The organism is Streptococcus sp. 3167, assembly GCF_013277175.1.
Classification (GTDB): Bacteria; Bacillota; Bacilli; order Lactobacillales; family Streptococcaceae; genus Streptococcus; species Streptococcus pseudopneumoniae.
The window spans coordinates 1-15,214 of record NZ_VMML01000077.1 but is presented as its reverse complement, the minus strand read 5'-3'; the positions used below and the strand labels follow the sequence as shown (position 1 = coordinate 15,214).

Here is a 15,214-nt window from a genome sequence, read left to right as displayed (position 1 = left end):
AATCGTTGTTTGATTACAGCCTAAAAGCTCTATAATCTCTTTATAAGATTTACCCATCAGACGAAATAGAACGATTTGAAGGCGTTTATGATATTTAGCTGTACTAGAGTCTTTTAAAAGTGTTTTGATAGCTTGGATTTCTTCTTTAGTTGATTTCATATTACTATTATATAATACTTTTTTATTTTAGTTTAGTATAAAAATCTTAAGTAGCAAAGATTCTAAAATAACGGAATCCTTGCATTATTGTCCCAACTCTTCCTCGACCACTTCCAAAGCCCGTTCGATGACCACATGCATGTCGTAGTATTTATAATCTGCTAAACGACCACAGAAAATAACCTTGTCATTTGTTGCCGCTTCTTCCTGATATTTGGAAAATATAGCATTGTTTCTCTCATCATTGATTGGATAATAAGGCTCATCTCCACGTTTCCAATCAGCTGGGTATTCTCGAGTAATAACCGTTTTAGCTTGTGTACCATACTCAAAATGTTTATGCTCAATAATGCGAGTATAAGGAATTTCTCGCTCTGTGTAGTTCACTACAGCATTTCCTTGATAGTTTTCTTCATCAAAAACTTCATGCTCAAAACGAAGACTACGGTATTCTAACTCACCATGTTTATAATCAAAGTATTGGTCAATCATCCCTGTAAAGACAACTTTTTCAGCAGAAGCTTCTAATTCTTGACGATTGGCAAAAAAGTCAAGACCAAGTTCTACTTCCACATCCTTGAGCATATTTTCGATAATGACATTATACCCACCAATTGGAATTCCTTGGTAACGGTCATTGAAATAATTATTATCAAAGGTCAAACGAACTGGTAGACGTTTAATAATAAACGGTGGAAGGTCAGTAGCAGAACGTCCCCATTGCTTTTCAGTATATCCTTTAATCAATTTTTCATAAATATCTGGACCAATCAACTTGATAGCCTGTTCTTCCAAGTTTTTAGGTTCAACGTCCTTCATATGAGCCGTTTGATCAGCAATCTTATCTTTCACTTCTTGAGGAGTTTTTGTACCCCACATAGCATAGAAAGTATTCATATTGAAAGGTAGATTATAAAGGCTACCCTTGTAATTAGCTAGAGGCGAGTTGATATAATTGTTAAACTCAGCGAATTGATTGACATAGTCCCAAACTTTTTTATTAGAAGTATGAAAGATATGGGCACCATATTTATGAACATTAACCCCTTCTACATTCTCACAGTAGATATTTCCACCAATGTGGTCACGTTTATCAATAACTTTTACTTTTTTTCCACGCTTAGTCGCCTCATAAGCAAAAATTGCTCCCGACAAACCAGCACCAACGATTAGATAGTCGTACATAGTCTCTTCCTTATCACTTATCTTTACATCTCCTTAACTATAGTAAAAGAGAGGATCTTTATACTCTTCGAAAATCTCTTCAAAGCACGTCAGCGTCCATCTGCAACCTCAAAACAGTATTTTGAGCTGACTTCCCAGTTACTCTTTGATTTTTATTGAGTATTCGTTTCAATCTATTTTAGCACAAAACAAATCATTTCTCAGTTTTCGATAGCCGAGTGATTTAAAAAGACAAGCACCAAAACTGATGTTTGTCTTTAGGATTTTGCTTGAAAAGGCTATTTCTAACTATTTAACATGTTTTTCTGCTTCTTTTTGGGCTTTTTCGATTGCTTTTTTGCTTTCTTGCTCCCATTTACTTTTAGCTTCTTCAAACTGTTTGGTCGTCACAGTGTCTTTTTGCAGTTTCATGTACTTGTAGTTATTGCCATCACCCTTGATACCAACCAATGAATAGCCTCTTGTAAATGGCGTCACTTTGGTTACAGATGCTGTGCCACCACTTGACATAGCTGACATAATGAGAGAATTGTCAATCATCCAAGCCTGTGCTTCAGCATATTTTTCGTAACGTTTGGCTACATCTTTATTTTCACTATCTGCATCTTTAAGTATATTAGTATAGGTATCCAGACCTAGGCTAGTGATTTTTTCCTTATCTTCCTTGGCATCTAGTCCAAAAATCTTAAGGTAGAATCCATCCTCTGCATTGAAAGGATTGAGATAAGTTGATGGATCTTGATAGTCACCTACCCAGCCATCAAAGTTCAAATCATAGTCTCTATCAGCTGCTGTCGGTGCTAAGAAGGCTACATTATTAAAATCATCTGTTGAAAGTTGCTGAACATCAATGACGATGTTATCAGCCCCCAAAACCGACTCAAGGGTCTACTTAACTGAGTTCATGCCTGTCACAGCATTTTTACTTGTCTGATCAACTGCAACATCCAAGTGAATTGGGAAAGTCACACCTTGACTTGCCAATTTTTTTTAGCTTCCGCAAATTTTGCTTGGGCTTTTTCTTTGTTGAAATAGGCATCCTGAGCATCTGCCAGGTTAATACCTGACCATTCTGTTCCGTAGTTGACCAATTTAGAAGCGACTACTTCTCCAAAGGTCTTGTCTCCAACTTGGACAAATGTAGGAGGTACTAGGGTGTTACGAAGAGTCTTGCTAGCTGCTTCTTCCCCATTTGACTGAGCAGAATAGGCTGTGCGGTCCAAGGCAAAGTTCACCGCTTGGCGGAAGTTCTTGTTCAAAACAGCTGTCTCAGTTGACTTCTTCTGCTCATCTGTCGTTTTAGCAGTGTGATTGTAGGCCTTACGGTTAACGTTGAAATTGAAATACCAAGAAGTCTTGTCCTGCAAGCTATAGACGATATTATCCTTATATTTCTCCTTGGTCTTAGCAAAGTTAGAACTATTTGGATAAACCCCAGCGATAGAATAAGCTCCACTTTCAAAGTTACGGATGGTCAATTCTTGGTCTGAACCATCAAAATAGGCCAATTTCACATGTTCAATTGATACTTTGTCATGATCATAGTAATGCGGATTTTTCACATACTCGATCGATGATTTTGATGTGAAATCTTTTAACAAATAAGGTCCGCTGTAGAGAATACTATCTGGAGATAGGGTACCAAAATCTTTCCCTTTTGAGTTTAAAAACTCTTCGTTTACTGGGAAAAGAATACTGTTGGTTGTTTTTGAGTTCCAGTAAGGTTCTGGCCGTGACAAAGTATACTCAACAGTCTGGTCGTCAATGGCCTTCACCCCAACCTTAGAAAAGTCAGAATCCGCTCCTGTAAAATAATCAGTCAAGCCCTTAATCGAGTTTTGAATCAAGTCAATGGCCTGTGATTTATTATCCACTGCGTACTTGATACCTGTCACAAAATCTTGTGCCTTAACTGGGGCGTACTCTTCACCGTCAGCCGTGAACCATTTGGCACTTTTCTCAATTTGTAAGTATAAGTCAGACCGCCGCTTGAAACAGACCAGTCCTCTGCTAAAGACGGAACTAGATTTCCGTAATTGTCATTTTCAAGCAAACCATCAACTAGGTTGGTAATGATGGCTGTATTATCAGCGTAGTAGTCTAACAAGTAGTTAAATGCAGTTGGATTTCCACTAAAGGTTGATGAGTAAGTTTTTGTATCTGAACCTGATTGTCCGCAAGCAGCTAAAAGCAAGGCAAATGCAAAAGTCAGGCCTGCACTAAGGACACTCTTTTTTGTATTCATCTCCCTTCTACTTTATGTTAGTTTTTGTAACATAGGTTTGTTTTACCAAAATAGTGGAAATTTGTAAAGTTAATTGAATTTCGAGAATGAAAGTTTATAAACCTTGGTTATAAAAAACAAAGGATTTCTGCCTTTTCATACAACCCTCCCTTGTTTTTATGCGATTTCAATTTTAAATTTTTCTGTAAAAAATATTTATAGTAATTCCACACAGAAAGCATCCCATGGAGCTAAGATTTGTTTTTCAAAGACTTCTTGAGCTAGGGTGTTTTCAATCAAGACAGATTTGACATTTCCTTCTACTACAAAGACTTGCTCTTCATTGGACAAGTTAGCCACAACTAGGAAACGACGGTCGCCATCTTTACGGATATAGGCGAAGACCTTATCAGCCGTATCAAGCAATTCAAAGTCAGCTCGAATCAGCCAGCTGTTCTCCTTACGGATTTGGACCAAGTTCTGATAAGTATAGAAAATAGAATCTGGATTTGCCAGCGCTTCTTGAACGTTGATTGCTTGATAGTTTGGATTCACTGCCAACCAAGGTTGACCTGTTGAGAAACCAGCGTTTTTGCTCTCGTCCCATTGCATAGGGGTACGGGCATTGTCACGTCCAATGACACGTATACTGTCCATGATTTCTTCCAGCGAAACACCTTTTTCAAGAGCTTCACGCGCATAATTGAGGGATTCAATATCTTCTACTTGATCCAGCGTTTCAAACGGATAGTTGGTCATCCCAATCTCCTCACCTTGGTAGATATAAGGAGTTCCTCTCATAATATGAAGCAAGATTGCAAAGGCTTTGGCAGATTTTTCGCGGTATTCTTGGTCATTTCCCCAGATTGAGACAATACGAGGGAGGTCATGGTTGTTCCAGAAGAGGGAATTCCAGCCGTCCTCAACTCCTAACTCTGTCTGCCATTTGTTGAAGATTTCTTTTAACTTAGCGATATTCAGCTCTTTTTGATAGTGCCATTTAGGCTGACCTTCCTGATACTGAAGACCGATATGTTCAAAATGGAAGACCATAGACAATTCTTGCCCCTTTGGGTCAGAGTAGAGCTTGGCAATCTCTGGCGTTGCTCCCCAGGTTTCCCCTACTGTCAAGAGATTCTTAGCTCCAAAGGTGGCCTGATTCATTTCCTTGAGATAGGGGTGAAGCATAGGACCATTATTGACTACCTTCTCGTCAGGAATTTTGCCAATCATGTCAATAACATCCATACGGAAACCACCAATACCTTTATCAATCCAGAAGTCCATCATATCATAAATTTTCTGGCGAAGTTTTTCATTTTCCCAGTTGAGATCCGGCTGTTTCTTACTGAAAAAGTGGAGATAGTATTGACCTGACTTTTCATCGTATTCCCAAGCAGACCCACTAAAGATAGAATCTAGGTCATTGGGTTCATCGCGCCAGATATAGTAGTCTCGCTCAGGGCTATTAGGATTTTCACAGGCCTCTACAAACCAAGCATGTTCATCCGAGGTATGATTGACCACCAAGTCCATGATGATACGAATATCACGCTTCTTAGCTTCCGCAATCAGTTGATCCATATCCTCCATGGTTCCAAAAATCGTTGCAATCGCTTGATAATCAGCAATATCGTAGCCATTATCATCCATAGGGCTGTCATAAACGGGAGAAAGCCAAATCGCTGTAATCCCTAGCTTGGCTAGATAGTCTAACTTACTGGTAATTCCTGGCAAATCGCCAATTCCATCTCCGTTGCTGTCCATGAAACTCTTTGGATAAACTTGATAAACTACGGCATTGTGCCACCATTTTTCTTGCATCTTCTTACCTCATTATTTTAATAATCTATAGTCTATGATAGCGCTTTTCAGATTTTTATGCAAGCGTTCGCCTAATCTTTTTGATTCCTTTTTTAACTCCGTAGTTTCCTAACTTCCAATTTTTTATTATAATAGAGGTCAGAGGTAAAAAAATGAAAAAACAAGCTTTTAGTTCTGAACGATATTTGAATTTACAACGCGACCATATTTTGGAACGCATTAACCAATTTGACGGCAAACTCTACTTAGAATTTGGCGGTAAAATGTTAGAAGATTTCCACGCTGCTCGTGTCCTTCCTGGTTATGAACCTGACAACAAAATCAAGCTCTTGCAAGAATTGAAAGAGCAGGTTGAGGTTGTGATTGCCATTAATGCTAGCAACATTGAACATTCCAAAGCACGTGGCGACTTAGGCATTTCTTATGACCAAGAAGTTCTTCGTTTGATTGACAAATTCAATGAATTAGGGATTTTTGTCGGCTCCGTTGTCATTACACAATACGCTGGCCAACCCGCTGCAGATGCCTTCCGCAACCAACTTGAGAAAAACGGAATTGATTCTTATCTTCATTATCCAATCAAAGGATATCCGACGGATATGGATCACATCATTTCCCCAGAAGGCATGGGCAAAAACGACTACATCAAAACCAGTCGCAACTTGATTGTCGTAACCGCTCCTGGACCCGGTTCTGGAAAATTGGCAACGTGTATGTCCAATATGTACCACGACCAAATCAATGGCATCAAGTCTGGCTACGCTAAATTTGAAACCTTCCCTGTTTGGAATCTTCCCCTTCATCACCCAGTTAACTTGGCTTATGAAGCTGCCACAGCTGACCTTGATGATGTCAACATGATTGACCCCTTCCATCTTCAAACCTATGGAGAAACCACTGTCAACTACAACCGTGATATCGAAATCTTCCCAGTGCTCAAGCGCATGTTGGAACGTATTCTCGGAAAATCACCATACGCTTCACCGACAGATATGGGTGTCAACATGGTTGGTTTCGCTATTACAGATGACGAGGCTGCTGTCGAAGCTTCTAAACAAGAAATCATCCGCCGTTACTATCAAACAGTTCTTGACTTCAAAGCTGAAAAAGTTGGCGAAGCTGCCGTCAAGAAAATTGAGTTGCTCATGAACGACCTCGGTATCACACCTGCAGACCGTAAGGTTGCTGTCGTTGCGCGCCAAAAAGCAGAAGAAACTGGTGGACCAGCCCTAGCCTTTGAATTGCCAAATGGGGAAATCGTCACTGGTAAGAACTCAGAACTCTTTGGCCCTACAGCCGCTGCCTTGATCAACGCCATCAAAAAATCAGCTGACATCGCTAAAGAAGTAAAACTAATCGAGCCTGAAGTTGTTAAGCCAATCCAAGGTCTTAAAATCGATCATCTCGGTAGCCACAATCCACGCCTTCATTCAAATGAAATCCTGATTGCACTTGCTATCACAGCTACAGAAAATCCTGATGCTGCCCGCGCTATGGAAGAACTCGGCAACCTCAAAGGAAGCGAAGCCCACTCAACCATCATCTTGACTGATGAAGACAAGAATGTCCTTCGTAAACTGGGTATCAACGTAACCTTTGACCCATACTACCAATACGACCGCTTATATCGTAAGTAAAGATTTCAACCTCTCCAGCCTCGGAGAGGTTTTCTCTCTGTCTCAGGAGCAACCTTTATGATATAATGAGAGAAGAAAACTGAAAGGATTTACCATGTCAAAAGAAGTTATTGTCGAAAGTTTTGAACTTGACCACACCATTGTCAAAGCACCCTATGTTCGCTTGATTGGGGAAGAAACAGGGCCAAAGGGAGATGTCATCTCCAATTATGATATTCGTTTAGTGCAACCCAATGAAGACTCGATCCCTACTGCCGGCCTTCACACTATCGAGCACCTCTTAGCCAAACTCATCCGTACCCGCATTGACGGCATGATTGACTGTTCACCATTTGGTTGCCGCACAGGCTTCCACATGATTATGTGGGGACGTCACGCCAGTGCTAAAATCGCAGCTGTTATCAAGGATTCGCTCAAGGAAATCGCTGAAACTACTACTTGGGAAGATGTCCCAGGGACAACCATCGAATCTTGCGGAAACTACAAGGACCACAGCCTCTTCTCTGCTAAAGAATGGGCAAAACTCATCTTGGAACAAGGGATTTCAGATGATGCCTTTGAACGTCATGTGATTTAAAATCGAGTAGGGGATAATCTCTAGCCCCTCTCACACCACCGCACGTGCCGTTCGGCATACGGCGGTTCAACTAACTTTTAACGCATGTCGTTCAAGGTAATAATCCAAACACGAAACCAGTCCACGTTTTTCCAGGACTGGTTTTGATATAGCACGTTTAAGTACCGACTTCTGAGCTACTATAGTAGACTGAAACTAGAATAGTACACCTCTACTACACGACATGCCCGTCATACCTCAAAAGGAACCAGTTTTTTTCAGCTGGCTCCTTCTTTTTTATCCTCAAAATTCTGTCTTAGACTTTCTCACGAATAACCAAAACGCCATCTTCCATATCTGCTTCCAGATGTTTAGCATCTAAATGATCCAAGTGGAAGTCTGTCACCTTATCACGAATTTCTTGTTCAACCACGCGACGGAGAGGACGAACCCCCATGACTTCGTCGTAACCTTCTTCTGTGATATAATCTTTAGCCGCTTGACTAACTACCAAGTCAATGTCTTTCTTAGCCAAGGTTTGGTTAACTTCAGCCAACATCAAATCTACAATCTTAGAAAGATCTTCCTTAGTCAAGTGTGAGAACTCGATGACTGCATTAAAGCGGTTGAGGAGTTCTGGACGGAAGAAGGGGTTCAAACGGTCCATCAATTCTGGTTTATCCGCATCTTCTGTCAAGTTGGCTTCATAGCCAAATCCAGCATTTGAGGTCGCAATAATGACAGTGTTCTTGAAGTTTACTGTATTTCCTTGACCATCTGTCAAACGACCATCATCTAGAACTTGGAGGAGAAGGGTAATAACTTGAGGGTCAGCCTTTTCAATTTCATCCAAGAGAATGATAGAGTATGGATTGCGACGAACACGTTCTGTTAAGGTATTGCTATTGTCATCATAACCCACATAGCCTGCTGTTGTACCAATTAGCTTAGAAACAGCTGTGCGGTCACTGTATTCAGACATATCCAAACGGATAATCGCATCCTGGGTTCCAAACATATCGAGTGCCAATTGCTTAGCAAGCTCCGTCTTACCAACCCCAGTAGACCCTACAAAGAGGAAGCTGCCGATTGGGCGATTTCCTTCATCAAAACCAGCACGGTTACGACGGATAGCACGAGCTACAGCTTCTACGGCCTTATCTTGACCAATCACCTTGTCTTGCAAGCGATGAGCCATATCTTTCAAACGTTCGATATCTGAAGCTCCCATTTGCGATACTGGGATACCTGTCATTCGTTCCACAGATTCAGCCACATCGTTGACACTTGCAGTCACTTTCATATCTTCTGTGTGGTTTTCGATTTTCTTTTCCAATTCTGCAATGCGTGTTTTATAGTTTAGAGCTGCTTCAAAATCTTCTGCTTCAACTGCTTTTTCTTGCTTGTCTTTTTCCGTTTCGATTTCTCGTTCAACAGCATGCACATCTGTTACTGGATGTTGAGCAGCCAAGTGAGCAGCCGTTACATCGACAAGGTCAATAGCCTTATCTGGCAAGCTACGTTGAGGAATGTATTGAACAGAATAATCCACCGCTGCTTTCAAGACTTCGTCTGGCAAGATGACATTGTGGTGTTGTTGATAGAGATCACGAATGCCTTGAAGAATTTTAAAAGTATTCTCTGCTGAAGGAGCATTGACCTTCACTTCGTTGAAACGACGAGCAAGAGCAGCATTCTTCAAGATGGTGTTACGGTATTCGTCTTGAGTTGTTGCCCCAATCACTGTCAATTCTCCACGAGAGAGAGCTGGCTTGAGAATATCCGCAAGTCCTTTAGAACCACTGTCTCCACCAGTGCTACCAGCACCAAGAATTTGGTGAATTTCATCAAAGAAGAGGATAATATTCCCTGCTTCTTTCACTTCATTGACTAAGTTTTGGACATTTTCTTCAAAGCTACCACGGTATTGAGTACCAGCCTCAAGACCTGAGATATCAATAGAAATAATTTCCTTGTTCTTGATAGCAGCAGGAACATCTCCGTTCACAATGGCTTGCGCTAGACCTTCGACAACTGCTGTCTTACCAACACCTGCATCTCCGACCAAAACAGGATTGTTCTTGGTGCGGCGTGAGAGGATTTCAGATGTTTCTTGAATTTCCTTGTTTCGTCCGATAACAGGATCCAACTTGCCCTCACGCGCTTCTGCTGTCAAGTTTCGACCTAGTTTTGCAAGGACACCGTCTTGTTTCATACCTGATGCCTGTTGTGGCATTTGCACATCAGTTTCTGCATTTCCTGGTAATTGACCAGTCGCACGATAGTGAGCAAATTCCTCAGGTGTGACTTCGCGTCCATTAATTAAGTAACGGCGATTTTCAGAACTGTATCCTCGCATACCACCCATCAATTGGTTAAATAAATCATCCATGTTATTAAAATTATTAAAATTGTTATTCATATTCTTTACCTCTTTTTGTTTACTTAATTATGATTACTGATATTGACTATCTTTGACCTTTGTTTTAAAAAATTTAGACTAGCTAAACCGCTACCCTACGTACTATTTCTGGTTTTTCTTTTTCAAGCAGGAGTAGACTATCTTTACTTCTGAAGATTTCTAGATGAAACATAGACCCACCTCTTTCTATTTTACTTTAAATAAGTGTTCTAGTAAGGCTTTCATTTACCTTACGTTCATAATATACTACATTGGTCAGAAAAGGTCAAGAGCTTTGACTTTAACTGACCAATATTTTTTTACACTCTTCGAAAACCTCTTCAAACCACATCAGCTTCTCCTTATCTACAATCTCAAAACCGTGTTTTGAGCTGACTTCGTCAGTTCTATCAACCATCTCAAAACTGTATAGTGAAATGAAATAAGAACAGGACAAATCAATCAGGACAGTCAAATCGATTTCTAACAATATTTTAGAAGTAGATGTGTACTATTCTAGTTTCAATCTACTATATTTTGAGCAGCCTAAAGTTAGCTTTCTAGTTTGTTCTTTGATTTTCATTGTGTATTTAAACACAAAAACACCCTGAAACATCAGGGTGCCATTCTTACATCAAATACAAAATTGCGAGGGTCAGGAGACTTGCTAGAAGTCCCACTCCCCAAAAGAAGAAGTCAACCTTCCACTCGCTCCAAGGATTTCCTTTACCAGACAATCCCCCAAGCTCAAAATGGTGATGTACAGGTGTCATACGGAAAATACGTTTGCCACCTGTCAGTTTGAAATAACTGACTTGCATCATGACCGAAGTTGTTTCAAAAACATACACAATTCCGATAATCAAGAGAGTCCATTCTTGGTGGAGAGCCATAGAAATCGCTGCCAGCATTCCACCGAGAGCCAAACTTCCCACATCTCCCATAAAGACTTTAGCAGGCTTATGGTTAAAGACGAAGAAACCGAGCAAACCACCAATCATGGCTAGAATCACCAGAAGAATATCCATCTGACCTTGCACATAGGCAATAACTCCATAGGCAGACAAGCTAATCACAACGGAAATACTAGCTAGACCGTCAATACCGTCTGTCAAGTTGACTGCATTTGAAAAACCGACTAGCCAGAAAAGAGCGAAAATAATATAGAAAATCCCTAGATGCACTTGGTAACTAAAGACGGAAAGCATATCACCTCCACGCTCATAGAAAAGATAGAAGATAACTCCACCTAGAAGCTGAAGAGCTAATTTTTGCTTGGGATTAAGCCCCTCATTGATTTTACGAAAGACCTTGAGAAAGTCATCTAAAAATCCGACCAAGCCATACAAGACCAAGATAAACAAAATCATTCCCACATTATTGCTGAATTGGCTACTAAATAGGGAAAAAACGAAAGCAACCAAAACAGAAGTAATTAAGAAAACCAAACCTCCCATTGTAGGAGTCCCAGCTTTTGCCTGGTGCTGTTTAACATCCTCATGCATCTGCTGGCCTGTAATTTGCGCCTTTCTATAAAATTGGATAAAGGCCGGAATTCCTACTAAAGTTAGTAAAAATGTCACAATTCCAGCACTGATGGAAATAAACATATTAGTCTCCTAAAGTTAATGTAATTTTTTTAATGTCCTTGATAGCTGTGTTAGTTCGAACATCTTGCTTCTGCACAGTAGAGCCCGAACCTTCAAATTCAAGTTCTATATTGAGCCACTTAGCAAAGGTCTCAGCAGTCGCTTTTGTCCAACCATACATGTCTGGAACTTCCTCTGCTTTATCAGATAAGATCAGGACTTGCTGGTTCGGGGCAAGATTCTTTCCTTCTTCAGCAGAACTATTTTTAATCTTCGTTCCTGTTCCCACAACGATAGGTTGTACAAGATTGCGACGCAATTCTTCTGCTAAATCACCAGGTGAAATATCCTTGACACTAGGCATAGGATAAGGACTTTGTTGACTTACTTGCTCCAAAGCTTTAGCTGTTGTTTGAAGATTGAGAGAGTCTTTCATAGCTGAAGCCCGCTCCAAGATAGGATTGGCAAATTCTCCCAACTGGATACCTGAATAATGTTCAGGTTGTTGGACCGTCACATACAAGATAAAATCAGGATTTTCAGCCGGATTCATCGATACAGCTGAGAAAATATAGTTGGTTAACCCGACTAGATAACCACCATTTTTCTCGTCAGCAATCTGAGCCGTACCAGACTTGAGGGCTACATTTTGCCCAGGAACAGTTACAGTTGGCTTGCCTGTGCTGTGGTTATACATGGTTCCATAAACCGGATCCGTCCCTACCAAAACCATGTTAGTCCGAGTTAGACTAGCTGCATCTTTAGAAACAGGATTTCCCACAATTTCTTTTTGAGATTTCCGAGCAGTTTGATCATTTGGATCATAAATGGCACTAATAAATTTAGGCTCCAGCATGACACCGTCATTAGCAATAGCTGTAAAGGCACGAATCATTTGCGTCTGGGTCACTGAAATCCCTTGCCCAAATGAGCTTTGCGCAATGTTAACGATATTATCCGCAGGAAGCTGACCAGCATACTCATCCGTCAAACCGAAACGGGTCGGAACACCAAATTTAAAACGATTAAGATAATCAAGCCAGGTAGCATCTCCCATCTTTTGCTCAAGGAGGGTCATCCCAACGTTACTTGAGTGTGCAAAACCTTGAGAAAAAGTCATCATTCTGCCACCAGTCAATCCTTCATTGACGTCCCAATCTCGAATCGTGGCATCTGCAATTTTTAACTCACTACTATTGAAGACTTCTCCTCCTGGAAAGGTATTATTATCAATAGCAGCAGCCAACATCATCACTTTCATAGTGGAACCTGGCTCATAGTTACTTTGGTAAAGGATATCACGCCAAACAAAGTCCTCCGTAATGCCTTCTTTTGTATCTGCATCAAAGGTCGGTCGTTGTGTCGTTGCGAGTATCTCTCCCGTTCTAGCACTGACCAAAGTCGCTGTCATGTACTTTCCTTTTACCTTCTCTTGAAAAGCATCCATCTGGGTTTCCATAAAGGACTGGAGGGGGCTGGAAATGGTTGTGTAAACATCCTTGCCATCTACCGTTTGTTGGGAAACTTGTTCTGTTCCGGGTACAATATTACCCAGACGATCCTTTTCATAGGTAATAATGCCGTCTGTCCCTGCAAGAATACTGTTCAAGGAACTCTCCATTCCAGAGGTTCCCAGCAAGCTCTTGCTTCCATCTTCATTTTCATGGAGCTGAGCTAGTCCGATAAAACTAGAAGCAAATTGTCCATTTGGATAGCTTCTGTTAGGGCTGGTTGTAAAATCAATCCCCTTGACCTCTGCAGTTTCCAACTCTTTTTTAATAGCCATCATATTGGCATAGGTAATCCCATTGCCCTTCGAACCAAAGGAAACTTGCTTGAGATTAGGTTGCGAGAGTTGCTCTCTTACATAGGATTCTTCCATGTCCAGATACTTATGAAAGACCTCTGCAACCTTGTTAAATTGTGTTTTTTCTACGTAAAGAATCTTACCCGTTGCTGACTTATAGTTCTCATCAATGACCGCATAGACATTATAAGATGTCGCATCCTCAGCAATCGGGACTCCATTTCGGTCATAAATAGTCCCACGTTTGGCAGGAACTGTACGGGTGGTTTGATGAACCTTCTTAGCTTCCTTCGCTAAATCTGTTCCAAAGCGAGTGCCCGTCCCAATAATGACCGCAAAATTGACTAAAAAAACGGCAAAAACAAAGACAGATAATAAACTCAGACTTTTTCCAACTCTGCGTCTGTTTTCAGCCGGCGATTTCCGATTTTTGGTCGCATAACGGATTACTCTTTTTGTCCACTTCATATCTTACTCCGCTATTCTAATATTTTCATTGTTTAATTGCAAATCGTGTGAATTGGCAATTTCTTTCAAACGTTCTGCACGTAATAGTTCATTGACCTCTTGCTTGGCATCGTCCAATTCGGTCTTCTTTTCCTCTATCTGCGCATTGATTTTTGTCAAATCATTCTGCACTTGCAAGAGCTTGGTCTGCATAAAAATAATACTAATGGCTACAATAAGAGTGGTTACAGCAATGGAAAAGTAAAAAGCTTTTTCCACACGCGAAAACCGTTTAAGTTGCATCTGTAGTATTTGACCTGTTTTTTCCATTTTTTCTGCCATCTTTTTCCCTCTTACTTGTGAATTTTTCTGACCACGCGCAACTTGGCTGAGTGCGAGCGGTTATTGGCTTCTAACTCTTCCGCACTTGGCAAGATTGGCTTACGGGACACCAATTCCATCTTGGGCTTGAGATCATCTGGGATGAAAGGCAAGCCTTTTGGAACTTCAACTGTTGAAGCTTCCTTGAACAATTGCTTGGTCAAGCGGTCTTCTAAGGAATGAAAGGTAATCACTGAAATTCTACCATCCAGAGCCAACATATCCATAGCCTGCTGGATGGACTCATCTGCCGCTCCCAGTTCATCATTGACTTCAATTCGAATAGCCTGGAAAATCTGCTTAGCAGGATGACCCTTCTTCTTGAGTTCCTTGGCAGGTTTGACCAACTTGATAATCTCTGCTAACTCAGTCGTAGTCTCGATTGACTTGACTTCACGTGCTTGTTCAATCTTACGCGCAATCTGTTTAGAGAATTTATCCTCACCGTATTTGAAGAAAATACGAACCAAATCATGATAGTCATAATGATTAACCACTTCATAGGCTGTCAGACTAGCATCCTGATTCATCCGCATGTCCAGTGGCGCATCCTTTTTATAAGAAAAACCACGCTCACGCTGGTCCAATTGAGGACTAGACACTCCCAAGTCATAACAAATTCCATCAATTTCCTGAACACCAGCTTCGCGCAAACGTGCCTGTAAATGACGGAAGTTATCCTTGATAAAGGTCACCATTCCCTTCTCAATGTAAGGTGCCAAGCGTTTTTGCGCATTGTCAATGGCATTCTGATCCTGGTCAAAGGCATAGAGATGGCCTTTTTCACTTAATTTACTTAATAAATACTCGCTATGGCCTGCTCCACCCAAAGTCGCATCAACGTAGATACCGTCAGGTTTTACGTCAAGCATATCAATCGTTTCGTGGAGTAAGACCGTTACATGATGAAATTTTTTTGTCATATCTTATCTATTTTACCACAAATCCGACCAGCTTGCACTTGTCAGACAAATAGGATAAGGAGGCCAAATTTCAAGTTCAAG

At 40.8% G+C, this 15,214-nt stretch carries 10 protein-coding genes and 1 pseudogene; 2 read left to right on the top strand and 9 right to left on the bottom strand.

Annotated elements, in window-relative coordinates; all coding sequences use genetic code 11:
* From HT678_RS10070 to HT678_RS10050, 4 genes and pseudogenes are all read right to left on the bottom strand, one after another.
* Window positions 1-159, bottom strand: a 159-nt coding sequence (locus tag HT678_RS10070) for a helix-turn-helix domain-containing protein (protein ID WP_031222607.1), incomplete at its 3' end; no start/stop codon positions are given.
* Window positions 160-243: 84 nt separating this feature from the next.
* Window positions 244-1,344 carry a UDP-galactopyranose mutase gene (gene glf, locus HT678_RS10065; protein ID WP_000272518.1) on the bottom strand — a complete coding sequence of 367 codons (1,101 nt, stop codon included), beginning with the start codon at window positions 1,342-1,344 and terminating at the stop codon, window positions 244-246.
* Between the two features lie 288 nt (window positions 1,345-1,632).
* Window positions 1,633-3,589, bottom strand: a pseudogene (locus HT678_RS10060) (peptide ABC transporter substrate-binding protein).
* A gap of 195 nt (window positions 3,590-3,784) precedes the next feature.
* Window positions 3,785-5,392 (bottom strand): alpha-glucosidase, encoded by a 1,608-nt coding sequence (locus tag HT678_RS10050; RefSeq protein ID WP_001156807.1) that lies wholly within the window; start codon window positions 5,390-5,392, stop codon window positions 3,785-3,787.
* A 152-nt stretch (window positions 5,393-5,544) separates the two neighbouring features.
* Between HT678_RS10050 and HT678_RS10045 the strand changes: the two genes are divergently transcribed.
* Together HT678_RS10045 and HT678_RS10040 are read left to right on the top strand one after the other, a co-directional pair.
* Entirely contained in the window at window positions 5,545-7,029 is a 1,485-nt protein-coding gene (locus HT678_RS10045; protein WP_000743635.1) for a DUF1846 domain-containing protein, read from the top strand.
* Between the two features lie 94 nt (window positions 7,030-7,123).
* Window positions 7,124-7,606, top strand: coding sequence for an S-ribosylhomocysteine lyase (locus HT678_RS10040; protein ID WP_000032561.1), 483 nt, complete (start codon window positions 7,124-7,126; stop codon window positions 7,604-7,606).
* A gap of 295 nt (window positions 7,607-7,901) precedes the next feature.
* Here the strand turns inward: HT678_RS10040 and HT678_RS10035 are convergent, their stop codons facing one another.
* The 5 genes from HT678_RS10035 to rsmH form a co-directional block, all read right to left on the bottom strand.
* Window positions 7,902-10,007: an ATP-dependent Clp protease ATP-binding subunit gene (locus HT678_RS10035; protein ID WP_001063388.1), complete on the bottom strand. Its 2,106-nt coding sequence runs from the start codon at window positions 10,005-10,007 to the stop codon at window positions 7,902-7,904.
* Between the two features lie 608 nt (window positions 10,008-10,615).
* On the bottom strand, window positions 10,616-11,596 hold the full coding sequence (mraY, locus tag HT678_RS10030) for a phospho-N-acetylmuramoyl-pentapeptide-transferase (protein ID WP_172924952.1): 981 nt from the start codon (window positions 11,594-11,596) through the stop codon (window positions 10,616-10,618).
* Between the two features lies 1 nt (window position 11,597).
* Complete coding sequence (gene pbp2X, locus HT678_RS10025; protein ID WP_172924950.1) at window positions 11,598-13,850, bottom strand: penicillin-binding protein 2X; 2,253 nt, start codon at window positions 13,848-13,850, stop codon at window positions 11,598-11,600.
* 3 nt (window positions 13,851-13,853) lie between these two features.
* Entirely contained in the window at window positions 13,854-14,171 is a 318-nt protein-coding gene (gene ftsL, locus HT678_RS10020; RefSeq protein WP_000818547.1) for a cell division protein FtsL, read from the bottom strand.
* A gap of 11 nt (window positions 14,172-14,182) precedes the next feature.
* Complete coding sequence (gene rsmH, locus HT678_RS10015) at window positions 14,183-15,133, bottom strand: 16S rRNA (cytosine(1402)-N(4))-methyltransferase RsmH (protein WP_172924948.1); 951 nt, start codon at window positions 15,131-15,133, stop codon at window positions 14,183-14,185.
* Window positions 15,134-15,214: the final 81 nt, after the last annotated feature.